This window comes from Flavobacterium sp. N3904, from assembly GCF_025947305.1.
In the GTDB taxonomy this organism is placed as follows: domain Bacteria; phylum Bacteroidota; class Bacteroidia; order Flavobacteriales; family Flavobacteriaceae; genus Flavobacterium.
In genome coordinates this window covers 2,712,652-2,735,440 of sequence record NZ_CP110009.1, presented here as the reverse complement: position 1 = coordinate 2,735,440, position 22,789 = coordinate 2,712,652, and the positions used below count along the sequence as shown (strand labels likewise).

Below are 22,789 nucleotides of genomic sequence, written 5' to 3'. Positions count from 1 at the left end.
AATTTTAAAATATAATCACCAACATGTTTTGTACAAAATTATGTATTTAATTTCCCTTTAAATATGACCAAAATCAGTTTTAAATAATAAACTGCTGTATATAATAATAAATCAGAACCAGTTTCGCTTTTTAAAATAAAAAACCATCCCAATTACCACCAAAAACATAAACCCCATCACCATATAATAACCATTATGATATCTCAATTCAGGCATAATATCAAAATTCATCCCGTAAACTCCCACAATAAAAGTAAGCGGTATAAATATAACAGAGATAATGGTCAGTGTTTTCATTATCTCATTCATCTTGTGCGTTTGTGCTGCAAAAAAGAAATTAGATGCGCTTTCCAAAGATCCCATATCCGATTCTATTTGTTCCAAAAGTTCCAAACATTTTTGATGCAAACGACTGAAAAAACTAAAATTATCCGAATCGATTTCGTTAAACACATCGTCTTCTTTTATACTTTTTATATCATACAATGAGTCCCTAAGCGGGATAATGGAACGTTTCAGGAAATTGAAATTATCCCTATGCTTTTCTATTTTTTCTAAAATAATAGGATCGGCACTACTTTTAGTTAGATTTATTAAATCTTCAATTTTATCTTCCTCGTTTTCAATGGTTATATAAAAATTTCCAATAATTGCATCCAACAGAATATACAATAAATAATCAGCTTTTTTGGCTCGAACAATTCCAGAATTGGTTCGAATGCGCTCGCGAATGTGGGTAAAAAAATCACTTCTTTTTTCTTGAAAAGAAATTAAGATTCCTTTCTTTAACAAAAAACTAATCTGTTCAACCCTTATATCATCTGTAGTTTCAGAAGGCAACATTGATTTTATATTAAAAAACAAAACGTCGTGTTCCTCCTCGAGTTTGGTTCTTCTGGTGGTATTTAGAATATCAGCAAGCATAAAATTATCGATTTTAAAATAGTCTGCAACCTCTTTAAGCAAATCAATATCGCTCAATCCGTGAATATTCAACCAGTTTGTTTTAGTATAATCAATATGCTTTTCCAAGTTGGCAATAGTACCATTCTCATATTCGCTTACGGTACAGTCATCATAAACAAACAATTGCATTTCAATCTCTTTGTTTCTGTGTAAACCTGTATATTCGAGACTAAACGGCTGCAATCGCTTTCCTTTCTTGTATTTAATCTTTCTCATAAAATAATTTGTATAGTAATATTACAAAAAATAAATAATTGTTTGACTTTATAGCATAAAAAAAACCGAGCTATTGCTAACTCGGTTTTAATCTTAATACTTTGTACTAATTTCTTAATACTTATTTTACTTCTTCAAATTCAACATCTTCAACATTGTCACCTTGTGCTTGAGCTTGTGGCTCAGAAGCAGCTTGTTGACCTTGTTCTCCTTGAGCGTACATAGCTTCTGTAGCTGTTTTCCAAGCTGCATTGATGTTGTCAAGGGCTGTTTGAATTGCAGGAATGTCTTGAGATTGGTGAGCCATTCTCAATTCAGTCAATGCATACTCGATCGCTACTTTGTTATCATCAGATAATTTAGCACCAAGTTCTTTCAATTGAGACTCAGTTTGGAAAATCATTCCGTCTGCTTCGTTCAATTTTTCAGCTCTTTCTCTTGCAATTTTGTCAGCATCAGCATTTGCTTCGGCATCTTTTTTCATTCTTTCGATTTCTTCAGCTGTCAATCCAGAAGAAGCTTCGATACGAATATCATGAGATTTACCAGTTCCTTTATCTGTTGCAGAAACTTTGATGATACCATTAGCATCAATATCAAAAGTTACTTCAATTTGAGGAACTCCTCTTGGTGCTGGTGGAATACCGTCTAAGTTGAAACGACCGATAGTTTTGTTATCAGCAGCCATTGCTCTTGCACCTTGAAGAACGTGTAATTCAACAGTTGGTTGAGAATCTGCAGCTGTAGAGAAAACTTGAGATTTTTTAGTTGGTATAGTTGTGTTAGCTTCAATTAATGTAGTCATAACTCCACCCATAGTTTCAATTCCTAAAGACAAAGGTGTAACGTCAAGTAACAATACATCTTTTACATCTCCAGAAAGAACTCCACCTTGGATAGCTGCTCCAATTGCAACAACTTCATCAGGATTAACTCCTTTAGATGCTTTTTTACCAAAGAATTTTTCAACTTCTTCAACGATTCTTGGGATACGAGTAGAACCTCCTACCAAGATAACTTCGTCTATATCATTTACTGTTAAATTTGCATTTTTCAACGCTTTAGCAACTGGTGCCATTGAACGTTTTACTAATGAATCAGTTAATTTTTCAAATTGAGCTCTAGTTAATTTTTTAACTAAGTGTTTTGGTCCAGAAGCCGTAGCAGTCACGTATGGCAAGTTGATTTCAGTCTCTGCAGAAGAAGACAACTCAATTTTTGCTTTTTCAGCAGCTTCTTTGATACGTTGCAATGACATTGGGTCCAAACGCAAATCGATACCTTCTTCAGCTTTAAATTCGTCAGCTAACCAGTCAATAATTTCGTGGTCAAAATCATCACCTCCTAAGTGAGTATCTCCATCTGTAGACAATACTTCGAAAACTCCGTCCCCTAATTCAAGAACTGAGATATCAAATGTACCTCCACCTAAATCGTAAACAGCAATTTTTTGATCTTTACCTTTTTTATCCAAACCGTAAGCCAAAGCTGCAGCAGTTGGTTCGTTGATAATACGCATTACTTTAAGACCAGCAATTTCTCCAGCTTCTTTTGTAGCTTGACGTTGTGCATCATTAAAGTAAGCAGGAACAGTGATAACTGCTTCAGTAACAGTTTGACCTAAATAGTCTTCAGCTGTTTTTTTCATTTTTTGAAGTGTCATAGCTGACAATTCTTGAGCAGTGTACAAACGACCATCGATATCTACACGTGGTGTATTATTGTCACCTTTAACTACAGAATATGGTACTCTCTTTGCTTCTTCAGTGATTTCTGCAAAGGAATGACCCATAAAACGTTTGATAGAAGCAATAGTCTTAGTTGGATTAGTTACCGCTTGTCTTTTAGCAGGATCACCTACTTTAATTTCTCCACCTTCAACAAAAGCGATGATAGATGGTGTTGTTCTTTTTCCTTCAGCATTAGGGATTACTACTGCTTCATTACCTTCCATTACAGAAACACAAGAGTTTGTTGTACCTAAATCAATTCCGATTATTTTACCCATTTTTAATATATTTAATTTTATTGTATACTTATTTTAACGGCTCGAAGACTCTAAGGCAATCTTTATGCCAATATAAAAAACCGAGTAAATTGTCAGTTTTCTTTACAATTGGCATAAATTAATATGACAAACTGACATTTTAAGAATTGGTTAGGCAAGTCCCCATTATGTAAAGAGGCCAAATATAGCAAATGCCTATTCCGCCTCTTTACAAAATGCGGTCGGGCTACTTCGGTAACTTCCGTCAAATGAAATTCACTGAACTCAATGAAAATATATAAATAGTGAAGTAATCATCTTGCGGTTCTAACATCATTAGTAAATGTCTAGAAATCTAATTTGACATACCTTTGTATTCAAACATAATTAATCGATTAATTCAACTGTCAAATAACAAAAAACACCATGAATCTCAAGAAACATTACAATCATCTTTACCGTAATGCAATAGAAAAAAAAACAGCAATTAAACCATATAACCGTTATTTTTATATAAATTTTTATTTTCTGTTTATAAAAAAGACTAAATTGTGCATTTAAATTAACAAATACTACTATTCGCAATTATGCAGCAGCAAGGCATTATTATAACTTTACTATTAATTTTCATAACTGTTAAATCTTTCTCGCAAAACAATAAAGAAACTCAGCTCTATCTTGATGATTTATCAGACCTGACAAACATAAACCATCAAGGGCTGGCATTACAATTGGGTACAAATGTAACCTGGTTTAAAACTGGAGAAGAGAAAAATACCCAATTTGCGGTACCCTCTTTTTTAGTGCGATATGCTTTCGATAGTCATTTTGAAATACAAGGTCAAACCTCATTAAATATAACCAAAGTAAAAAGCAACACTTTCAGCGAATCCAATACCGAAATCAATCCTTACACTTTCGGTGCATTATATCAATTCAATCCCGACTTCAAGATACTTATATTGGATCAGTTTACTGTTAATTATTATTTTACTGCTTTTTTCGATGATCCCAATGAATACATATCCGAAATAGATTTAAATTTTAGCACAAAAATCAATGAAAAAGCCGAAATTGACTATTCTATTGATTATCTGAATTATTACCATTCTACAGACCTATTTGTATTGTCCTTGGAACTCGATTATTATTTATCCCCAAAAACATTAATTGAGATTTCTATAAATGGTCAAAAAACATTAGCTTATTTTAAAGAATCCCTTGACACTTTCACTGCCATTGATTTGACCTTTTTATCAAACCGAAAACATCAGTTCAATATCAATTATATTAGAGATTTTACACAAAAATCAAATTATATTGGATTGTTATACACAAAAGTATTTTAATTTTTTTTCTATTAATACTTTATAAAAACTAAAGAAGTCCTTTTGTAACTTTGGCCATTTGAAACACTAAAGATGAATATCAAACTTATCGCCATCGGCAAAACAGACAATAAAGCATTACAAACCTTAATTGATGATTACACCAAACGGTTGTCGTTTTATATCAAGTTTGATCTGGAGATTATTCCAGATATCAAAAACGTGAAAAACTTATCCGAAAGTCAGCAAAAAGAGAAAGAAGGCGAGCTTATTTTGGCCAAAATTACTCCAACAGATCAGCTCATTTTATTGGACGAAAACGGAAAAACCTTTTCCAGCGTTGCCTTTTCAGACGAATTACAAAAGAAGATGAACTCGGGAGTAAAAACATTGGTATTTGTAATTGGTGGTCCTTACGGCTTTTCGGATACCGTCTACGCTAAGGCAAATGGAAAGATTTCGCTTTCGTTAATGACATTTTCGCATCAAATGGTGCGGTTATTTTTTATCGAACAATTGTATCGTGGCTTTACTATTTTGAGAAATGAACCATATCATCATCAATAAATACATTGCCGAAAATCCCTAGATTAAAATGCAAATTCAATACTTCACAACATGCCTATAATCAATTTTTTACCCAACAAAAATTAATCAATTAAAAACAAAAGAGTACCTTTGATATGTTTAATTTTTTTTAAAATTAAATTTAATAATTATATTTTTTTAAAACCATTTATTAATTTAAAAATATATTATTATGCTTAAGATTATTATTTATTTATCAGTTTCACTCCTATTTATTAGCTCCGTTTCTTGTTCCAATAGTGATGATTCCCCTAACTCTCCGGTTGTATCTTTTAATGCTACTTTAAAAGGAGCAAATGAAGTACCTCCGACCATATCAGATGCAAAAGGTACAGCGAAATTGAGTTATGATAAAACCACCAGAATTTTTACATTAACTGTAACATATTCTGGCTTAACCCCTACCTCAGGACACGTACATGTTGGTGCCAAAGACATTAATGGTGATGCTCTATATACGTTTACAAATTTAACCTCCCCAATAACTTTTACCAGTCCTGCTTTAAATTCATTTCAAGAAAGCCTACTTATGTACAATTCTTTTTATATAAATCTATGCAGCGATACTTTTCCGGAAGGAGAAATAAGGGGACAACTCATCACAAATAGCCCTGGCGGAGGTTGCGGTAGCTGTGTCGGTACCCTTGGCGAGGTGGTAAATTAAGAAATTATCTTTGACACTGTTTTTTTCAATAATTTACGAACTAGCACTTATAATCTTTATCAAACAAAAACACCTTTCAAATCAAAAAAATAAGCCATTATCATAAAAAAAAACGAATTAATAAACAAACTCTTTATTGTGATTGATCCAGATTCCTTTCTTTTTTATAACCAATTTTTCAATCAAAATCTTGTCTTGAATATATTCTCCAAAAGATAAATTTTTATCAAACGAAAATATAATTTCACATTCTCTTTCAATAAATAAATTATTCAAATTTGATAATTCATTGACAGAATAAATACTGTCATTAATTTTGACCAAACCATTCTTTTTAAAACATATAAAACTATCCAAAATAAACGGCTTCTCCATTTTATAATACACTTGCGTGAAAGGAATAAAAGCCAAGTTTTTGCCAATAGTATCGGCATAAGAATAATAATTAAGTGCCAATTCATTTCTATGTTCTTTTTCCTCGCGTTTGCGTTGCTGTAATTTCATCACTTCAGGAATGACCAAACGCAAAGGCAGTCGCTTATCAATATTCAAAATCCAATTGGTTGTAATAATGCTGTTTTTTCTGTTTACTTCGGCCAGAGTATCTTTGCCGTTCACTCTGAAAAAAATATAAATTGGCGAAAGATCAACTACGTCTTTTACAATCGATCGATCTGATTTTGGCAATAAAACATCTTCTTTATTCCCACAAGAAACACAAAATAAGAGTACAATTCCAAATAAATATTTCATCCTTTTAATTTAGTTTATTAAACAAAGTAATGCATTCGACCGCTTCTTTTACATCGTGGACCCTAAGGATTTTAGCCCCTTTGATCAACGCAATCGTATTCAGAACTGTGGTACCGTTCAGCGCCATTTCTGCATTCGAATCCAATATTTTGTAAATCATCGATTTTCTGGAAATCCCAACCAATAATGGCAAATCCAGCATTTGAAACAATTCTAATTTTTGCATCACATCATAATTTTGGGCCAGTGTTTTGGCAAAACCAAAACCAGGATCCACAATTATATCATTTATTCCAAGCGATCTTGCAGCAGCAATCCGCTCCGAAAAATAGAACAACATTTCCTTGATTATATCTTCATATTGCGTAAGCGTTTGCATCGTTTGTGGCGTTCCTTTCATGTGCATCATGATATACGGAACATTATATTTAGCAATAGTTTCCAACATTTTATCATCGAGTTTCCCGGCCGAAATATCATTGATAATCGCTGCTCCATTTTCGATACATATTTTAGCCACTCCAGCCCTAAAAGTATCTATTGAAAGTATAATTTCAGGAAAATGTTTTTGCAGCAAATTAACAACAGGAATAATTCTCGAGATCTCCTCTTCCTCCGAAACAAATTCGGCATTGGGCTTACTCGAATATGCTCCAACATCAATAAAAGCGGCTCCCTCTCTGAGCATTTTCTCCACTCGTTCCAGAAGTTCGTTTTCATTTTTATACTTCCCACCATCAAAAAAAGAATTGGGAGTTACATTCAAAATTCCCATTACTTTTGGTGTAGATAAGTCTATGAGTTGTTCTTTGCAATTTATTGTCATTCCAATTTGGTTTTAGAAAACTTAAATACTGCATTCAAAAAAATTATTCTTATTTTTGATGCAATTTTAGACAAATATACATCAATAATGAAGAATACTTCACAAGAATATGATAACGTGATTGCCATTTGTCGCTCACTGTTTATCAACAAAATGAAAGATTATGGTAGTGCCTGGCGCATTTTGAGACTTCCTTCTCTAACCGATCAAATTTTTATAAAAGCCCAAAGAATTAGAAGTTTACAGGAAAATGAAATCCGAAAAGTCGATGAAGACGAAACCGGAGAATTCATTGGTATTATCAATTATTCGATTATGGCATTGATTCAATTGGAATTGGGAGTAGTCGATCAACCCGATTTGGATACCGAAAAAGCAACTCAATTATACGATGCCAAAGTAGCGTTGACCAAAGAACTAATGGAAAACAAAAACCATGATTATGGAGAAGCTTGGCGCGAAATGCGTGTAAGCTCACTAACTGATTTGATTTTGCAAAAATTACTTCGGGTAAAACAAATAGAAGACAACAAAGGAAAAACAATTGTGTCAGAAGGAATAGATGCCAATTATCAGGACATGATTAATTATTCTATTTTTGCCTTGATTCTAATGGGTTTTAAGAAATAACAACTCATTAACAAAAATAATAACGACTCTATTTATCTTTATCAAAAACATAAAAAATGAAAAACATTATTACTCAATTCTCCCGAATATTCGTTGGAGTTCTCTTTATAATCTCAGGATTTATAAAACTGAATGACCCTGTTGGTTTCTCTTATAAACTGGCAGAATATTTTAGTGAGCCTGTTTTTAACATGCCTTTTTTTGTTCCTTATTCGTTGGCCATCGCTTTATTTATAGTGATTCTAGAAGTGGTTTTGGGCGTAATGCTGCTGATAGGTTTCAAATCAAAATTAACGATTTGGCTGCTGCTTTTATTAATCATCAAATTTACATTCCTAACATTCTATTCCGCTTATTTTGACGTCGTAAAAGACTGTGGATGCTTTGGAGATGCCTTGCACCTTACCCCTTGGCAATCCTTTACTAAAGACGTTGTTTTATTGTTTTTTATAGTAATCCTTTTTATCAATATGAAATTGGTAAAACCTTTATTCAGCAATAAAATTCAAAACATCTTGGCTGTACTGACTGTTTTTCTTTGTGCATTTATGGGTTATTGGGTAATCAATCACTTGCCGCTGAAGGATTTCCGCGCTTTCAAAGTGGGAAATAATATCCAAAAAGGAATGGAAATTCCGGAAGATGCTCCAAAATCGGTAGTTGAAATGATTTTCATTTACAAAGTGAATGGAGTTGACAAAGAATTTACCGAGAAAGATTTGGCCAATATTCCAGCAGGCGCCACTTTTGTAGACAGAAAAGACAAAGTAATTACCGAAGGTTACATCCCTCCTATTCATGATTTTGTTATGGAAAAAGATGGATCCGACTATAAGGAAGAACTACTTCAAGAGCCCAAATTATTGATGATTGTTTCCTATGATTTGGCATTGGCAAATGCAGATGGTCTTGCCAAAATGGAACAAATTAATAAAACGGCAGTTCTAAAAGGGTACAAAGTGATTGGAATGACGGCTTCGGCTCCCGACGAAATTACCAAAATCAAAAAGCAATACGGCATCACTTTTGATTTCTATTTCTGTGATGCTATTCCATTAAAAACAATCGAAAGAGCCAACCCAAGTTTTGTCATTCTTGAAAAAGGGACGGTAAAACAAAAAGTTCACTATAATGACACAGAAGATTTAATTTTTTAATTTTCAATTTTACACCAAAAATATCAACCTTGTAGGAATAACATTTTTCTACAAGGTTTTTTTTTAGTTGTAACTGTGGAATTAAAATTTAAATCACAAAAAAATATCAACTATAACGATATTGTATGAAAATTTGAAGATTTTCTCATCAAAATTCCAAAATCTGTTTACCTTATTTACAATTCTTTAGTTAACTTTGTGAAAATTAAATTTAAATGAAAAAAATTGCTCTTTTAATTATTGCTTTTGTAACATTCTCATGTACACAGGCACAAAAAACGGAATTTTCTAAAAAAGCACTTTCCGAAACTTTATTAGCAACTGACGGAAGTCAGGTTTCCTTCAAAGATATTTTAAAAGCCCAAAAAGGCAAAACAACCGTAATTGAAGTTTGGGCTTCATGGTGCGGAGATTGTGTAAAAGCAATGCCTAAAATAAAAGAACTTCAAGCCAATAACCCAACAGTATCTTATGTTTTTATCTCTATGGACAAAACCGCTGATAAATGGAAAGAAGGCATCGATAAACACCAATTAAATGGTTTACAATACATGGCAAACGATGGTATGAAAGGTGCGTTTGGTAAAGCAATTGACTTAGATTGGATTCCGAGATACATCATTATAGACAAAACCGGAAAAATAGTTCTTTATCGTGCCATAGAAACCGACTTTGATCAAATTAATGCAACTTTGAAACAATTGCAATAGTAATTGAAAAATAAAATATTAAAGAAATCTATTATACAAATATAAATACTACAAAAATGAGAAAGAAGATTGTTGCAGGAAACTGGAAAATGCATAAAAATGCTGCACAAACAAAAGAATTATTAAACGAATTATTATCTCAAATCCCAGCAGAAACTTCTGCTGAAGTAATTGTTGCCCCTACGTTTGTAAACCTTGTATCAGCCGTAGATAATTTAACCCACTCAAACATAGGTGTTGCTGCGCAAAACGTTCACCAAGCCGAAAGCGGAGCCTTTACAGGTGAGATATCTGCTGAAATGCTAACAAGCATTGGTGTGAAAAATGTAATTCTGGGCCACTCAGAGCGTAGAGCTATTTTTCATGAAACAGATGCTATAATTGCAAGTAAAGTAAATACTGCTTTGAAACATGACATGACTGTTATTTTCTGTTTCGGCGAAGAATTAAAAGACCGTCAATCAGGAAATCATTTCAATATTGTTGAAAACCAATTGAAAGATGGTTTATTCCACATTGAAGCCAAAGATTGGGAAAAAATCGTTTTGGCTTATGAGCCAGTTTGGGCTATTGGTACAGGAGAAACTGCTTCTCCAGATCAAGCACAAGAAATGCATGCTTTTATCAGAGAAACTGTTCGTAAAGCTTACGGTAGTGATATTGCAGAAGATGTTTCAATTCTTTATGGTGGAAGTGTAAAACCTGATAATGCCAAAGAAATTTTCTCTAAACCAGATGTTGACGGAGGTCTTATTGGTGGAGCTGCTCTTAATGCAAAAGATTTTATTGCCATAGTAACTTCTATCTAAAAGTTATTTTCAAATACTCAAAAAGCGATACAAAACATTTTGTATCGCTTTTTTTTTGTTTAATAATTTATTTTTTTTGAGCAAGAATGAATAATTGAGAACAATTATACTGTTTTTTGATTACTATGTTTTTTTTCAAAAATCAAACATCAATTTCCACAAAAAAACCAACGACAGGAATACCGTTGGTTTTTTCGACAATCAAATTATAAATCCAGTTTATTTTAATGACTTCAATTGATCAATCGCGTATTGATTGGCGGGATCAATACCTAGTGTTTTTGTAAAACTGTCTTTTGCCTTTACTTTATCAGTATTTGAATAAATAACACCCAAATTATTGTAGGCTTCCATTAACTTGGCTTTCATACCTTTTGTAGATAATTCGGCTGCATCTTTCTTATTGGCTGTTGCAATGAAATCTTCATAATTTTTGGTTACTAATATATCGTTTTTGAGCAATACTTGAATTCTAGCTTTAAAAAGGTAAGCATCCTGAGTTGATGGAGAGGCTGCAATAACAGTATCTAAGGCCACATCCGCTTTTTTCAATTGCTCGATTTGTTGTGGACTTAAATTTTCAATACCATTACAAGCCCAATATACTGAAGAGGCAAAATAGAAATTATCCATCAAAAATGATTTTGTTTCTGGGTTTGCAATTGCGATTTCATAAATAGTAGCCGCTTGAATGTATAATTTCTTATCATACAATTTTTTTGCAAATTCAGGAAGTTCACTTGCAATTGCAGGACTCATTTCAAATGCTTTTTTAAAATCCAAAATAGCATTATCTACTTCTAAATTATCAATAGGAGTTGCATTCAATGCTTTGCTTAATTTTGCGGCACCTATATAGTAATAATCTCTGGCAATAACTCTATTGGACGGATTTGAAACAAAAGTAGTTAGCGAAGATATAGCGGTGTCAAAATTGTTGTTATAATATGCCGAATACCCTAAATAACGATAAATTCTTGGATTTACTTTATCCAATTTACTCATTTCGTTCGCCTCCGCTTCAAGTGCTTTGTAGTCTTTTGCTAAAATTAGAAAATCGGCGTGGCGCATACGGGATTCCAACGAATAATCAGTTAAACTCATGTATTTCTCATAATATCCCAACCCCTTTGAAATATGCATATCATATTTTCCTGCATCATTCATAGCCCATAAATATTCGGTTTCAGCCAATTCACGATAAACTGGACCATAATTAGGATTTAGAGCAATTACTTCATCAAATGAAGTTTTGGCCACAGGAAAATTGTGTGCATTTTTAATTAAAGTTCCCAATCCCATTTTTGCTCTTAGCAATGTATTGTCTAATCGGAAGGCTTCACGATAACATTCATAAGCATTGTTTTGCTTTTTATTGAATTTATAAGCATCACCCAAAGCCAACAACACTGTTGTATTCGCAGGATCAACCAATCTGGAATTACTTAAAATCTCAATTGCTTTTTTATAATCTGGGTGATCTGAATAAGTATAGGCTTTGCCAATATATACGGTTTCTTCCAAATCTTTTTTACCGCTATTTTGAGTGGCCAATGCAAAATCCTTTTCCGCTTCAGCTTTATCTCCTTTATCTAATGCAATGTATCCCAATCCAATGTAGGTAAAATTTCCTTTGGTTGAGCATTTAATTCCTTCGTCAAAATGCTTTTTGGCCGCTGAATAATCTCCTTGTAGCAGACAAACATTTCCCAAAAGAAATTTGGCATAGCCATCAGAAGGCTTAGCGGTTGAAATGGTTTCTAAAATATTTTTTGCTTTTTCATATTGTTCGGCATCAATAGCAATTTTTGCTTGTTTTATATCCTGCGCTTGCCCCAAAAAAACAGAAAATAGTGTTGCGACGGTATAAATAAAAACTTTTTTCATGGTAGATTTATTAATTTGAATATTAAAATAGTGCTGCATTAAATTGGAATAATACAACTGTACAAATATAAAATAATATAAAACAAAAACAGCAGGTTTTAGCAATTAATTATCTATAATTCAGCAAGTTATATTTTTAAAAACATGATAAAAATCATTTTTTATATGCGTAAAAAAGGTATAACTATAACCAAAATATGAGTTCTAAAATCAGAAAACAACACTTTCAACAATCAAAAAAAACACTAACTATTCATTTTCAATTGGTTATTACTCGCTTTGACCAGAAAAACCGTGACATAACAAAGAGAATCTTTTTTAAATAAAAATTACTTGCGCAGAGTTGATAAAAAAAGAATTGAGAATTAAACTCAAGTTAATAAATATTAAATTATTTTTAAAATTCAAAAAAGCATTGCATCCTATTGTTACCTTTGCAAAAAAATTAAACATGTCAAATATATACATCGGATATCATTTTACCATCGAACCAAAAGAACTTGGATCAGAAATACTAATTGCAGAATTGGGCGAAAAAGCCTTCGAAAGCTTTACTGAGACCGAAACAGGTATTTCTGCCTTTGTTCAAAAAGACCTTTGGGATGAAACTATATTGGAAGGCATTCAGATATTACAATCAGAAGAATTCAAAATCGATTATACTTTTGAAGAAATTGAACAAGTAAACTGGAACGAAGAATGGGAAAAGAACTTTGAACCCATTGATGTAGAAGGAAATTGTCATGTACGCGCACCATTTCATCCAAAAACAGATGCTGAATATGACATTGTGATTGAGCCAAAAATGAGTTTTGGGACAGGACATCACGAAACGACACACATGATGATTCAACATTTATTAGAAATGAATGTTACTGGATTGAAAACATTGGATATGGGTTGCGGAACAGCAATTCTTGCAATACTTGCCGAAATGAAAGGCGCTCAACCCATTGATGCTATTGATATTGACAATTGGTGTTACCTGAATTCTATAGAAAATGCCGAACGCAATAACTGCAAACACATCACTGTTTATGAAGGAGATGCTGCTTTGTTAAAAGACAAAAAATACGATTTAATCATTGCCAACATCAATAGAAACATTTTATTGAATGATATGCAAAGTTATGTCGATTGCTTAAATCCAAAAGGAACAATATTATTTAGTGGTTTTTATGAAGAAGACATCCCTTATATTGATGCATCTTGCACCGGTAAAGGACTAACATATGTTAAAAAATTTCAAAGAAACAACTGGGTATCATTAAAATACGTAAATTAGTATCTGTTTTCTTTATTAATCCAATAAGTACAAAAACCTAAAAACATGAGTACAAAAGAAAAAATAAGAGAAAGAGTTAGTGTAGAAGAAATAACTTCTATCAATAACGAAATTATAGTATACAATGACGATGTAAATACTTTTGATCATGTTATAGACACCTTAATCAGAGTTTGTGGACACACCTCTATTCAGGCAGAACAATGTTCTTTAATCGTACATTACAATGGAAAATGCACTGTAAAAACAGGCGAATATGATAAGTTAAAAATACAATGCACCAGATTATTAGATGCTGGTTTAACCGCAGAAATAATCTAAGCTACAATACCGTTTCCAAAAACGAGTTTTTGATGAAGCCTATTTGAGACAATACCAGTCTCAAATGGGCTTTTTTATTGCTTCTTACCGAAAAAAGTTCAATTGTTAAAAACTAAAAATAATACACAAAAAAATATCAAAAAAACATACAATATCAACAATTATTTTATATTTGAAAAAAAAATAGCTTTTATGGAGGAATATGGTAAAATTTTAGTTTTTGTTATGCCCATTTTTTTAATACTAATTATAATCGAAAAGATATATGGGCATTATAAAGGAGAAGACACGTCACCTACTATGGATTCTGTTTCGAGTGTAAGCTCCGGAATGGTTAATTCCGTAAAAGATGTTCTGGGAATAAGCATTACACTAATCACTTATGATTGGTTCGAAAACAAGTTTGCTATTTTCCACTTGGAACCAACAATTTTAGCCTATATTATAGGATTTATAGTTATTGATTTTTATGGTTATTGGAGCCATCGGTTGTCACACCAAATCAATTTTTTATGGAATAAGCACGCTATACACCATAGCAGCGAAGAATTTAATCTTGCTTGTGCTTTGCGCCAAACCGTTTCTAGTTTTGTCAATCTTTTTACTTTTTTATTAATTCCAGCAGCTCTTTTGGGCGTACCGCCAAAAGTAATTGCCATTATACTTCCTATTCATTTGTTTTTACAATTTTGGTATCATACAAAGCATATCAAAAAAATGGGGTTTCTGGAACAAATATTGGTAACTCCATCACACCACCGTGTCCATCATGCTATCAATCCCATTTATATGGACAAAAATCATTCGCAAATTTTTATTATTTGGGACAAAATTTTCGGAACTTTTCAAGAAGAATTAGATAGCGTTCCTCCTGTTTTTGGTATTACGAGACCAGCTCAAACTTGGAATCCCATACGTATCAATTTTCAGCACCTTTGGTTACTGATTACCGATGCTTGGCGGGCCGAAAAGTGGAAAGACAAACTTACTATTTGGTTCAAACCCACTGGTTGGCGTCCCGAAAATTTTGAAGAAAAATATCCTGTAAACAAAATTACAGATGTTTATGGGTTCGAAAAGTATGGCACTCAGCATTCCAATAAATTGATGTTTTGGGCATTATTTCAAGCCGTAATTACATTGTTGTTGATTACTTATCTGTATAATTCCATAGCCGAAATCGGCTTGCCAAATGTGTTTATTTATGGTGCGTTTGTATTTCTTACCGTTTATAGCTACACCGAGTTGATGGATACCCGAAAGATTTCATTGTTTTGGGAAGGACTTAGGTTCTTTTTCGGAATAGGAATTGTTGCTTATTTGGGAGACTGGTTCGGGATGAATCGCCTTTTCCCTTTTGCCAGTTACATTATAATAGGGTATTTGGCTCTATCGTTAATAGTTACGATTTATTTTGTAAACACCAATTTTGATAAAGAAAAACCCGTTCTAGCAACTTCTTAAAAAATCTATGAAAACAAATTCACTTCTCAAAACCTATATGGGTTTTACTATTATTTATCTAGGCCTTCTCTTTTTCAATCTGGAAGGTTTTGACGTGTTTATGAAACCGGTTTTACTCCCAATTTTACTGGCAGCAGTTGCTGTCTCTGAAGATTTTTCGACCAAAAAAATCCTTTTGATTGCCTTGACTTTTTCATGGATCGGAGACATTATACTTTTGTTTACAGACAAAGGCGAACTCTATTTTATATTCGGATTAATAGCTTTCCTCATATCTCACTTGGTTTATATTGTTCTTTTCAGCAAACAACAAAGCACAAGAACCTACAGCAACAAAGTTCTATTTTGGGTCGGATTTGTTGCTATACTATCTTATTTTATTTTCATGATTAACACTTTATTTCCAAAACTTGGCCCACTAAAGATTCCGGTTTTGGTATATGCAATTGTAATAACTACAATGCTTTTCTTTGCTTTCAAAGGCAGTCTAAAATGGTCAATTCCGGCAAATAATTACATTTTGATTGGGGCGATAGTATTTGTAAGTTCCGATAGTATTTTGGCTTTCAACAAGTTTTATGCACCTATAACTCAGGCTTCGTTTTTCATCATGGCAACATATTGTGTGGCGCAATATTTAATCGTGGCTGGAATTTTAAAACTTAATAGCAACGATAGGAATGATCTTTAGGGCTTATCGCTAATAAGACAAAAAATAAAAATAAAAAAAAGCATTTTCCGATTTAGAAAATGCTTTTTTTATTACAAAACTTTGGGTAATCAATGAGGCAATTTACTTTTTAAAGCACCATAAATAATAGTTCCGATAAGTGCTCCAATTAGCACTATAATTACTGGCATAAACCCAGCGCCAATCAATATAAAAATAGGTCCGGGACAAGAGCCTACCAGCGCCCAACCCAAACCAAACGAAACTCCTCCTATCAAATACCTTAGAGAACCTTTTTCTTTTTCGAGAATTTCGATAGGCAACCCATTGATGTCCTTTATATTTTTTCTTTTTATAATCTGAATCCCAGTTATTCCAGTCGCAACGGCAACTCCAATAATGCCATACATATGAAAGGATTGAAATTGAAACATTTCATAAATACGATACCAAGAAACGGCTTCCGACTTGGTGAGAACGATTCCAAAAAGAAAACCAACGAGAAAATATTTTAATACAGTCATAGTCTAGAAAATTAAGGGTAATATAAAATGAGCCATTATCAATCCACCAATAAAGAACCCAATAACGGCTTTAAGCGAAGGCAATTGCAAATTACTCAATCCAGAAATGGCGTGCCCTGATGTGCAGCCACCTGCATAGCGCGTTCCAAAACCTATAAAGATTCCACCAATTAATAAAATCAAAATACTTCTGGGTGACTGCCAAATTTGTTCTCCAAAAAGTGCATTAGGCATTAATTTGCCATCAGGAGCATCAATCCCCAGTTGTGCAAGTTGTGTAATCGTTTTGGGATTAATGGAAACATTTGAAGGATCACTCATAAAATGAACCGCTACAAAACCTCCAGCCATAGCTCCCAGCACCACGAGAAAATTCCAACGATTGGCCCTCCAGTCAAAATCAAAATATTCAAAACGTTTTCCCAAGCCGGTCATCGAACATAAGGATTGGAGATTGGTTGACATGCCAAAATTCTTTCCAAAATAAATCAGGGAAAGCATAATCATTCCGATTAAGAATCCAGAAACATACCAAGGCCAAGTATGCGAAATTACATCCATATTTATTATATTTATTGTTTCAATTACAAATATAAAAGGTTTTAGTCAAAATCAGAGAAATTGATCCTTTTTGATAAAAATTTACAAGGAATATAGCCTGAAGTTGACAATAGCGCAAAGTTCTTTTTATATTTGTGGTACAAAAAACATCATTTTAAATTTATAAACTAATCTAATGAAAAAAATATTGGTATTTATTGCTTTACTCCTTTTAATGGTTTCTTGTGGGAGTATTAAATCATCCCTAAAAAATATTGACAATAATGCTCCAGTTCCTGTATTAGGCAAAAATAACACCTTTGTAATCACTGAGTATAGTAAAGACAAAAGATACGGTTATGACAAGGACTACCCCATCAATATCTATTATAGAGGTACCAAAAACGACACCATCAACCAAAAATATTTCCTGAAAGCCCTTGCTGGGCCCAAAGGAGAAAAGATAACCTACACCAAATTGGAAAACTGTTGCCCTTTCCCGACAAAAAACAGTGACGTTGGTGCCGGGTTTTTAGATGTTTACGAATTGCAATGGGAAGGTTTAAAAAAACCTGTTCTTTTGTATCTGAACATTTACGAAAGAGGGCTATTGATGGTTCCTGTTGGTCTTAGCTTGAAGAAAATGTAATTGAAATCTTTGAAAACCTCACCCTGAAGGAAAAGATTGCAAAAGATAGCAGGTATAGCTCGTAATTAGACTCTTTACTCTTCCAAAAATTATTTACAAAATGTAATTCGAAAATCGTATTTCCTAACTACATTTGCACTTTCAAAAAAAACACACTATGAACATACATCATATTCCACAAATCAAACATACTGAGAGCGGTAACTTTTTTTTGCTTGCTGGCCCTTGCGCCATTGAAGGCGAAGAAATGGCGATGCGAATTGCAGAAAAGCTAGTAGGTATTACCGATAAACTACAAATTCCTTTTGTTTTCAAAGGTTCTTTTAAGAAAGCAAATCGTTCCCGAATAGACAGTTTTTCAGGAATTGGAGACGAAAAAGCACTTAAAATACTAGAAAAAGTTTCTAAAACTTTTGGTGTACCAACCGTTACGGATATCCACACTAATGAAGATGCTGCAATGGCTGCAGAATACGTAGATGTGTTACAAATTCCTGCATTTCTTGTTCGTCAAACGGATTTGGTTGTGGCTGCTGCCAATACCGGAAAAGTAGTCAACTTGAAAAAAGGACAATTCATGAGCCCGGAAAGTATGAAACACGCTGTTCAAAAAGTTTTGGATTGTAATAATCAAAACGTAATGGTAACGGATCGTGGCACTATGTTTGGCTACCAAGACATGATTGTTGATTACCGTGGTATCCCAACGATGCAGCAATACGCTACAACGGTTCTAGATGTTACTCATTCTTTACAACAACCCAACCAAACTGCTGGCGTAACTGGAGGAAGACCCGATATGATTGAAACGGTTGCCAAAGCAGGAATAGCTGTTGGTGTTGATGGTATCTTTATCGAAACTCATTTTGATCCAGCACATGCCAAAAGCGACGGTGCCAATATGTTGCACTTAGACTACTTTGAGCCATTAATGACAAAATTGGTTGCCATCAGAAAAACCATAAATCAATTTTAAATTTAAATAAGATACATTGAAAACAAATTTTTTATACGCTGCTTTTTTAGTTCTTTTTTTATCGATTAATGCTTTTGCGCAAGAAGATGTACCCTCTACTGAAAGATATACAGCACACAACAAAGGAAAGTTCTTTGCACAATGGGGCGGAAACAGAAGTTATTACACTACTTCAGACATTCATTTTGAAGGAGAAGGATACAATTTTACAGTAGAAAATGCACAAGCTCATGATTTACCAAAAGGCTGGAATATCGATTACATTAAACCAGGAAGCTTAACTTCTTCACAAACCAATTGGAAAATTGGGTATTTTATCAAAGATAAGTTTAATGTTTCTATTGGGATTGATCATATGAAATATGTGATGACTCAAAATCAAACAGCAATGATTAATGGAACTATTAATTTGCCTTCGACTCACCCTGGCTCTCAATTTAACGGAACCTACAATAACGAACCAGTAGATTTAACTGACGGTAAATTTTTAAAATTTGAACATACAAATGGATTAAATTATGTCTTTACCGAAGCAGCTTATTATACTGATATTTCCTCATTTTTTGGAATTACAAATACCGATATTTTTCAACTAAATTTTACAGAAGGAGTTGGAATGGGATTTTTGGTTCCGAGAACAGATGCTACAGTTTTACAAAACCAAAGACATGATGAGTTTCACATTTCAGGCTATGGTTTTTCTGCAGATGCTGGTTTGAATTTTACATTCTTCAAACATTTTTACATGACAACTGAGTTAAAAGGGGGTTATATTAACATGACTGATGTAAGAACAACATATACAAATGATCATGCTCAACACCATTTTTTTTACGGAGAAACTATTATTTCTTTTGGTGCTATATTTCGAGTTTAATCTTTTCAAATTATACTATAAAATCTCCTTCGGGAGATTTTTTTATTTATACAACGTTTTGGCTTCCAGAATCACATCTTGCAAAATAGCATTGTCAATCTCTTCCAAATTAAAATAACGAAGTGACTTTACAGTATTTCTCTTTTCATCAACAAGACTTTCTTGATTTCTTTTTAATTGAAATCCTCTGGCAAAACCAGCATCAACAAAGTCTTTTTTTGAATTAGAAATCAAATAGCAAAACATCCTTTTTTTATAATACAGATAAGGCATTCCCCATTTAAAATGCATTTCTAAATCTGGAATTTCACGTATAAAAACACTGATCAAATGCAATAGCATCATTTGATGTTTTTGTGATTGGCGCCAAATGTATTCATCGGTCAATTTCATTCAATAAAAATAATTAAAAAGTATTGGATTTGTAAAATTTTATTACTTACTTTGCAATTCAAAGTACTTTATATATGGAAGATAAATATTTACAAGACATTAGTGACATCAAGAACATGATGAACAAATCATCTCAGTTTATATCATTGAGTGGTTTGGCTGGAATAATGGCTGGCGCATATGCTTTGATAGGCGCTTACATAGCCCATAAATTAATCCAAAATAACAACAACTACATTATAACTTTAGAAAGCACAACTTTCAAACTTATTTTATTGACAGCTTTTGTTGTATTGTTTTTGTCTATAACTACCGCTTCATTACTAACCTTTAAAAAAGCAAAAAAAGAGGGAGAAACTGTATGGAATGCTACGACCAAAAGATTGCTGACCAATTTCTTGATTCCCTTGGTTACCGGAGGAATTTTTGGCTTGTTATTATTACGAAACGGAAGCTATGGTTTAATAGCACCGGTTACACTGATTTTTTATGGATTGTCTTGTGTAAACGCAAGTAAATACACTTTTAGAGACGTTCGCTATCTCGGAATCACAATTATAATCTTAGGTCTTATTTCTACTGAATTGTCGGGATACGCATTGGAGTTTTGGGCATTAGGTTTTGGAATTTGCCATATCATTTACGGAAGCATGATGTATTTTAAATACGACAGGAATTAGATTTTAAAATGCAGATGAAAAAAATATCTAACATGAAAAGATGAAAAAAACAAAATACATTTTTGCCATAGTTACCTTTCTAATGAGTTTTGGATGTGCTTTATTCATTGCTAATTCAATGTTTGGAAATATACTTTTTGGTGCTCGAACTGTTACTCTATTAGATAAAATACAAGAAGGCGATATGATTTTTCAAACTTCACAATCCAAACAATGTGAAGCCATTCGAATAGCAACCAACTCCAAATTTTCTCATTGCGGAATTGTATTTATTGAAAAGGGTAAAAAATATGTATTTGAAGCAGTACAACCCGTAAAAAATACTCCGCTCGAAGTCTGGATCAATCGCGGAAAAGACGGTCGTTTTGTGGTAACAAGAATTAAAAATGCGCCTTCACTTTTAGATTCATTAACGATTCGAAAAATGAAGAATTATGGGAATCAGTTAAAAAATAAAGACTATGATTTGTATTTTGAATGGTCTCATGATAAAATGTATTGCTCCGAATTAATCTGGAAAATATATAAAAATGGAGCTGGAATCGAATTATGCCCGCTTCAAAAATTAAAAGATTTCAATTTAAAAGACCCGAAAGTTCAAGCAATATTAGACGAAAGATATGGGAATACTATTCCGTTGGAAGAAAGCGTTGTTGCTCCTGCCAATCTAGAAAATGCCAAAACAGTTACAACAATTATAGATACTTACTAAGATTTGAAAAACATTATTCAAAATATAAATAAAGCTTTTGACCACCGCATACGACTTGGTATCATGTCGGTTTTGATGGTCAATGAATCGGCCGATTTTAGTACTTTAAAAGAATTGCTGGGTGTTACTGATGGTAATCTCGCCAGCCATACCAAAGCTCTAGAAATCGAAAATTACATTGCTATCGAAAAACAGTTCATTGGCAAAAAACCGAACACAAGCTACAAAGCAACCAAAGATGGCCGTAAAGCATTCGAAGATCACATTAATGCACTCGAAAAATTAATACAGAAACGATAAGGTATTTTTTTGTTTTTAAACTTTGAATTTCAAAGTACTTTTAAATACACAAAAACAGTAAATACAAAAGAAAGAATAGTAACAAAAAAAAAACAATGAAAGACAAACTAATTGAAAAAATGTACGAATGGAGCAAAAAGCCATATCAGCGATTCTTTAAAAACAAAAAAGCTTGGGAGATTGACAAACAAGGATTACTCGATTATCCTGAAGAAACATTAGGCTATCATTTGGGACAATTTCTACTAAAAAATAATTTTGACATTCAACCCAAACTAGAAGATCACGATATTATACACGTACTCACAAACACTGGTGTAAGCGTTCGAGAAGAAATAGGAATGCAATATTACCTATTGGGAAATGGAAAAAAAAAGTTTGTATTTATACCTAGTCGTTCTTGCTGGAACGCTCTTCTATCTTACTAATATCAAATATTTCTTCTTGGAATTTCGCAAAGGAAAAATAGCTTATCGTTTTCATTGTCTTGATTTTTCAAAAATGCTTCTGATTCCAATTTCAACAATTAAACAAACTTTTAAAATTTAAATCATGCAAACTACCCTAACCCAAGAAGAACCTTTTGAAGGCAAAACTTCTACAGAACTTGCTGTTGGTTGTTTTACCATTGGCACATTCTTTTTTATTCTTTTTCTGACACTACAGGACACTTCTTTCGTGTTTATTATTAACTGTATTTTTATCATCATGGCTTTGCCTCTCAATGCAATCATGCTTGGTCATTTGCTGCATCATTTTTATATTTTGCCCCAACAGCGAAAAAACATCGGTATTAAAATTATAATTCTGTTGAGCAATATTCCCATTGCATTTCTATACTACAGTTTTTTAAATATTTATAAACTACTATAATTCA

Annotated in this window: 27 protein-coding genes; 19 read left to right on the top strand and 8 right to left on the bottom strand. The window is 32.9% G+C overall.

The genetic code is table 11. From position 1 onward, the window contains the following. Nucleotides 1–111: 111 nt before the first annotated feature. A complete protein-coding gene (gene corA, locus OLM57_RS11645; protein ID WP_264563866.1) occupies nt 112–1,182 on the bottom strand; it encodes a magnesium/cobalt transporter CorA in 1,071 nt (356 codons plus the stop codon). A gap of 121 nt (nt 1,183–1,303) precedes the next feature. Next, nucleotides 1,304–3,190: a molecular chaperone DnaK gene (dnaK, locus tag OLM57_RS11640; protein ID WP_264563865.1), complete on the bottom strand. Its 1,887-nt coding sequence runs from the start codon at nt 3,188–3,190 to the stop codon at nt 1,304–1,306. 566 nt (nt 3,191–3,756) lie between these two features. Here dnaK and OLM57_RS11635 point away from each other — a divergent pair. The 3 genes from OLM57_RS11635 to OLM57_RS11625 all read left to right on the top strand — a co-directional run bounded on the left by OLM57_RS11635 (nt 3,757) and on the right by OLM57_RS11625 (nt 5,749). Next, nucleotides 3,757–4,518 (top strand): hypothetical protein, encoded by a 762-nt coding sequence (locus OLM57_RS11635; RefSeq protein WP_264563864.1) that lies wholly within the window; start codon nt 3,757–3,759, stop codon nt 4,516–4,518. 72 nt (nt 4,519–4,590) lie between these two features. Beyond that, nucleotides 4,591–5,064, top strand: coding sequence for a 23S rRNA (pseudouridine(1915)-N(3))-methyltransferase RlmH (gene rlmH, locus OLM57_RS11630; protein WP_264563863.1), 474 nt, complete (start codon nt 4,591–4,593; stop codon nt 5,062–5,064). Nucleotides 5,065–5,257: 193 nt separating this feature from the next. Beyond that, nucleotides 5,258–5,749: a CHRD domain-containing protein gene (locus OLM57_RS11625; RefSeq protein WP_264563862.1), complete on the top strand. Its 492-nt coding sequence runs from the start codon at nt 5,258–5,260 to the stop codon at nt 5,747–5,749. A 117-nt stretch (nt 5,750–5,866) separates the two neighbouring features. On the opposite strand, the gene OLM57_RS11620 is transcribed toward OLM57_RS11625, so the two are convergent. Then, nucleotides 5,867–6,502, bottom strand: a complete 636-nt coding sequence (locus tag OLM57_RS11620) for a hypothetical protein (protein ID WP_264563861.1) — start codon at nt 6,500–6,502, stop codon at nt 5,867–5,869. A 4-nt stretch (nt 6,503–6,506) separates the two neighbouring features. Next, complete coding sequence (gene folP / locus OLM57_RS11615; RefSeq protein WP_264563860.1) at nt 6,507–7,328, bottom strand: dihydropteroate synthase; 822 nt, start codon at nt 7,326–7,328, stop codon at nt 6,507–6,509. Nucleotides 7,329–7,415: 87 nt separating this feature from the next. Between folP and OLM57_RS11610 the strand changes: the two genes are divergently transcribed. The 4 genes from OLM57_RS11610 to tpiA all read left to right on the top strand — a co-directional run bounded on the left by OLM57_RS11610 (nt 7,416) and on the right by tpiA (nt 10,634). After that, entirely contained in the window at nt 7,416–7,958 is a 543-nt protein-coding gene (locus OLM57_RS11610) for a DUF1599 domain-containing protein (RefSeq protein ID WP_264563859.1), read from the top strand. A 56-nt stretch (nt 7,959–8,014) separates the two neighbouring features. Then, nucleotides 8,015–9,115: a BT_3928 family protein gene (locus tag OLM57_RS11605; protein ID WP_264563858.1), complete on the top strand. Its 1,101-nt coding sequence runs from the start codon at nt 8,015–8,017 to the stop codon at nt 9,113–9,115. Between the two features lie 215 nt (nt 9,116–9,330). Beyond that, nucleotides 9,331–9,825, top strand: coding sequence for a TlpA family protein disulfide reductase (locus OLM57_RS11600; RefSeq protein WP_264563857.1), 495 nt, complete (start codon nt 9,331–9,333; stop codon nt 9,823–9,825). 56 nt (nt 9,826–9,881) lie between these two features. Continuing rightward, entirely contained in the window at nt 9,882–10,634 is a 753-nt protein-coding gene (gene tpiA, locus OLM57_RS11595) for a triose-phosphate isomerase (protein ID WP_264563856.1), read from the top strand. Between the two features lie 219 nt (nt 10,635–10,853). On the opposite strand, the gene OLM57_RS11590 is transcribed toward tpiA, so the two are convergent. Continuing rightward, nucleotides 10,854–12,521 (bottom strand): tetratricopeptide repeat protein, encoded by a 1,668-nt coding sequence (locus tag OLM57_RS11590; RefSeq protein WP_264563855.1) that lies wholly within the window; start codon nt 12,519–12,521, stop codon nt 10,854–10,856. 451 nt (nt 12,522–12,972) lie between these two features. On the opposite strand from OLM57_RS11590, the gene prmA reads away from it, so the two are divergent. The 4 genes from prmA (at nt 12,973) to OLM57_RS11570 (ending at nt 16,282) form a co-directional block, all read left to right on the top strand. Beyond that, nucleotides 12,973–13,806: a 50S ribosomal protein L11 methyltransferase gene (prmA, locus tag OLM57_RS11585; protein ID WP_264563854.1), complete on the top strand. Its 834-nt coding sequence runs from the start codon at nt 12,973–12,975 to the stop codon at nt 13,804–13,806. 45 nt (nt 13,807–13,851) lie between these two features. Beyond that, on the top strand, nt 13,852–14,127 hold the full coding sequence (locus OLM57_RS11580) for an ATP-dependent Clp protease adaptor ClpS (RefSeq protein WP_264563853.1): 276 nt from the start codon (nt 13,852–13,854) through the stop codon (nt 14,125–14,127). Between the two features lie 192 nt (nt 14,128–14,319). Continuing rightward, entirely contained in the window at nt 14,320–15,591 is a 1,272-nt protein-coding gene (locus tag OLM57_RS11575) for a sterol desaturase family protein (protein ID WP_264563852.1), read from the top strand. Between the two features lie 7 nt (nt 15,592–15,598). Then, complete coding sequence (locus OLM57_RS11570) at nt 15,599–16,282, top strand: lysoplasmalogenase (RefSeq protein ID WP_264563851.1); 684 nt, start codon at nt 15,599–15,601, stop codon at nt 16,280–16,282. Nucleotides 16,283–16,371: 89 nt separating this feature from the next. Here OLM57_RS11570 and OLM57_RS11565 read toward each other — a convergent pair whose 3' ends face one another. Further along, on the bottom strand, nt 16,372–16,785 hold the full coding sequence (locus OLM57_RS11565) for a DUF6691 family protein (protein WP_264563850.1): 414 nt from the start codon (nt 16,783–16,785) through the stop codon (nt 16,372–16,374). A 3-nt stretch (nt 16,786–16,788) separates the two neighbouring features. Beyond that, the gene (locus tag OLM57_RS11560; RefSeq protein WP_264563849.1) at nt 16,789–17,346 is read right to left on the bottom strand and encodes a YeeE/YedE family protein; all 558 of its coding nucleotides are present in this window, start codon (nt 17,344–17,346) and stop codon (nt 16,789–16,791) included. 175 nt (nt 17,347–17,521) lie between these two features. Here OLM57_RS11560 and OLM57_RS11555 point away from each other — a divergent pair, with 175 nt between their 5' ends. The 3 genes from OLM57_RS11555 to OLM57_RS11545 all read left to right on the top strand — a co-directional run bounded on the left by OLM57_RS11555 (nt 17,522) and on the right by OLM57_RS11545 (nt 19,827). Next, nucleotides 17,522–17,974 carry a 2-dehydro-3-deoxyphosphooctonate aldolase gene (locus OLM57_RS11555; RefSeq protein WP_264563848.1) on the top strand — a complete coding sequence of 151 codons (453 nt, stop codon included), beginning with the start codon at nt 17,522–17,524 and terminating at the stop codon, nt 17,972–17,974. A gap of 157 nt (nt 17,975–18,131) precedes the next feature. Continuing rightward, nucleotides 18,132–18,950: a 3-deoxy-8-phosphooctulonate synthase gene (gene kdsA, locus OLM57_RS11550; RefSeq protein WP_264563847.1), complete on the top strand. Its 819-nt coding sequence runs from the start codon at nt 18,132–18,134 to the stop codon at nt 18,948–18,950. Nucleotides 18,951–18,966: 16 nt separating this feature from the next. Further along, entirely contained in the window at nt 18,967–19,827 is an 861-nt protein-coding gene (locus OLM57_RS11545) for a hypothetical protein (RefSeq protein ID WP_264563846.1), read from the top strand. Nucleotides 19,828–19,869: 42 nt separating this feature from the next. Here OLM57_RS11545 and OLM57_RS11540 read toward each other — a convergent pair whose 3' ends face one another. Continuing rightward, complete coding sequence (locus OLM57_RS11540) at nt 19,870–20,220, bottom strand: DUF1801 domain-containing protein (RefSeq protein WP_264563845.1); 351 nt, start codon at nt 20,218–20,220, stop codon at nt 19,870–19,872. Between the two features lie 74 nt (nt 20,221–20,294). On the opposite strand from OLM57_RS11540, the gene OLM57_RS11535 reads away from it, so the two are divergent. The 5 genes from OLM57_RS11535 (at nt 20,295) to OLM57_RS11515 (ending at nt 22,785) form a co-directional block, all read left to right on the top strand. Continuing rightward, a complete protein-coding gene (locus tag OLM57_RS11535; protein WP_264563844.1) occupies nt 20,295–20,900 on the top strand; it encodes a hypothetical protein in 606 nt (201 codons plus the stop codon). Between the two features lie 40 nt (nt 20,901–20,940). Beyond that, nucleotides 20,941–21,612: a YiiX family permuted papain-like enzyme gene (locus OLM57_RS11530; RefSeq protein ID WP_264563843.1), complete on the top strand. Its 672-nt coding sequence runs from the start codon at nt 20,941–20,943 to the stop codon at nt 21,610–21,612. Between the two features lie 63 nt (nt 21,613–21,675). Continuing rightward, the gene (locus OLM57_RS11525; RefSeq protein WP_413614350.1) at nt 21,676–21,912 is read left to right on the top strand and encodes a winged helix-turn-helix domain-containing protein; all 237 of its coding nucleotides are present in this window, start codon (nt 21,676–21,678) and stop codon (nt 21,910–21,912) included. Nucleotides 21,913–22,007: 95 nt separating this feature from the next. Beyond that, a complete protein-coding gene (locus tag OLM57_RS11520) occupies nt 22,008–22,340 on the top strand; it encodes a ubiquinone biosynthesis protein COQ4 (RefSeq protein ID WP_264563841.1) in 333 nt (110 codons plus the stop codon). Nucleotides 22,341–22,464: 124 nt separating this feature from the next. Beyond that, complete coding sequence (locus OLM57_RS11515) at nt 22,465–22,785, top strand: hypothetical protein (RefSeq protein ID WP_264563840.1); 321 nt, start codon at nt 22,465–22,467, stop codon at nt 22,783–22,785. The last annotated feature ends 4 nt before the right edge of the window (nt 22,786–22,789 follow it).

Excerpts from the sequence above, each read along its gene's own strand:
- OLM57_RS11605 (WP_264563858.1), top strand. The coding sequence starts at position 8,015 with ATGAAAAACATTATTACTCAATTCTCCCGAATATTCGTTGGAGTTCTC.
- OLM57_RS11580 (WP_264563853.1), top strand. The coding sequence starts at position 13,852 with ATGAGTACAAAAGAAAAAATAAGAGAAAGAGTTAGTGTAGAAGAAATA.
- OLM57_RS11540 (WP_264563845.1), bottom strand. The coding sequence starts at position 20,220 with ATGAAATTGACCGATGAATACATTTGGCGCCAATCACAAAAACATCAA.
- OLM57_RS11520 (WP_264563841.1), top strand. The coding sequence starts at position 22,008 with ATGAAAGACAAACTAATTGAAAAAATGTACGAATGGAGCAAAAAGCCA.
- OLM57_RS11555 (WP_264563848.1), top strand. The coding sequence starts at position 17,522 with ATGAAAAAAATATTGGTATTTATTGCTTTACTCCTTTTAATGGTTTCT.
- folP (WP_264563860.1), bottom strand. The coding sequence starts at position 7,328 with ATGACAATAAATTGCAAAGAACAACTCATAGACTTATCTACACCAAAA.
- OLM57_RS11590 (WP_264563855.1), bottom strand. The coding sequence starts at position 12,521 with ATGAAAAAAGTTTTTATTTATACCGTCGCAACACTATTTTCTGTTTTT.
- OLM57_RS11610 (WP_264563859.1), top strand. The coding sequence starts at position 7,416 with ATGAAGAATACTTCACAAGAATATGATAACGTGATTGCCATTTGTCGC.
- OLM57_RS11535 (WP_264563844.1), top strand. The coding sequence starts at position 20,295 with ATGGAAGATAAATATTTACAAGACATTAGTGACATCAAGAACATGATG.
- rlmH (WP_264563863.1), top strand. The coding sequence starts at position 4,591 with ATGAATATCAAACTTATCGCCATCGGCAAAACAGACAATAAAGCATTA.
- OLM57_RS11570 (WP_264563851.1), top strand. The coding sequence starts at position 15,599 with ATGAAAACAAATTCACTTCTCAAAACCTATATGGGTTTTACTATTATT.
- kdsA (WP_264563847.1), top strand. The coding sequence starts at position 18,132 with ATGAACATACATCATATTCCACAAATCAAACATACTGAGAGCGGTAAC.
- prmA (WP_264563854.1), top strand. The coding sequence starts at position 12,973 with ATGTCAAATATATACATCGGATATCATTTTACCATCGAACCAAAAGAA.
- OLM57_RS11575 (WP_264563852.1), top strand. The coding sequence starts at position 14,320 with ATGGAGGAATATGGTAAAATTTTAGTTTTTGTTATGCCCATTTTTTTA.
- OLM57_RS11515 (WP_264563840.1), top strand. The coding sequence starts at position 22,465 with ATGCAAACTACCCTAACCCAAGAAGAACCTTTTGAAGGCAAAACTTCT.
- OLM57_RS11525 (WP_413614350.1), top strand. The coding sequence starts at position 21,676 with ATGTCGGTTTTGATGGTCAATGAATCGGCCGATTTTAGTACTTTAAAA.
- OLM57_RS11565 (WP_264563850.1), bottom strand. The coding sequence starts at position 16,785 with ATGACTGTATTAAAATATTTTCTCGTTGGTTTTCTTTTTGGAATCGTT.
- OLM57_RS11620 (WP_264563861.1), bottom strand. The coding sequence starts at position 6,502 with ATGAAATATTTATTTGGAATTGTACTCTTATTTTGTGTTTCTTGTGGG.
- OLM57_RS11600 (WP_264563857.1), top strand. The coding sequence starts at position 9,331 with ATGAAAAAAATTGCTCTTTTAATTATTGCTTTTGTAACATTCTCATGT.
- dnaK (WP_264563865.1), bottom strand. The coding sequence starts at position 3,190 with ATGGGTAAAATAATCGGAATTGATTTAGGTACAACAAACTCTTGTGTT.
- OLM57_RS11530 (WP_264563843.1), top strand. The coding sequence starts at position 20,941 with ATGAAAAAAACAAAATACATTTTTGCCATAGTTACCTTTCTAATGAGT.
- OLM57_RS11560 (WP_264563849.1), bottom strand. The coding sequence starts at position 17,346 with ATGGATGTAATTTCGCATACTTGGCCTTGGTATGTTTCTGGATTCTTA.
- tpiA (WP_264563856.1), top strand. The coding sequence starts at position 9,882 with ATGAGAAAGAAGATTGTTGCAGGAAACTGGAAAATGCATAAAAATGCT.
- corA (WP_264563866.1), bottom strand. The coding sequence starts at position 1,182 with ATGAGAAAGATTAAATACAAGAAAGGAAAGCGATTGCAGCCGTTTAGT.
- OLM57_RS11625 (WP_264563862.1), top strand. The coding sequence starts at position 5,258 with ATGCTTAAGATTATTATTTATTTATCAGTTTCACTCCTATTTATTAGC.
- OLM57_RS11635 (WP_264563864.1), top strand. The coding sequence starts at position 3,757 with ATGCAGCAGCAAGGCATTATTATAACTTTACTATTAATTTTCATAACT.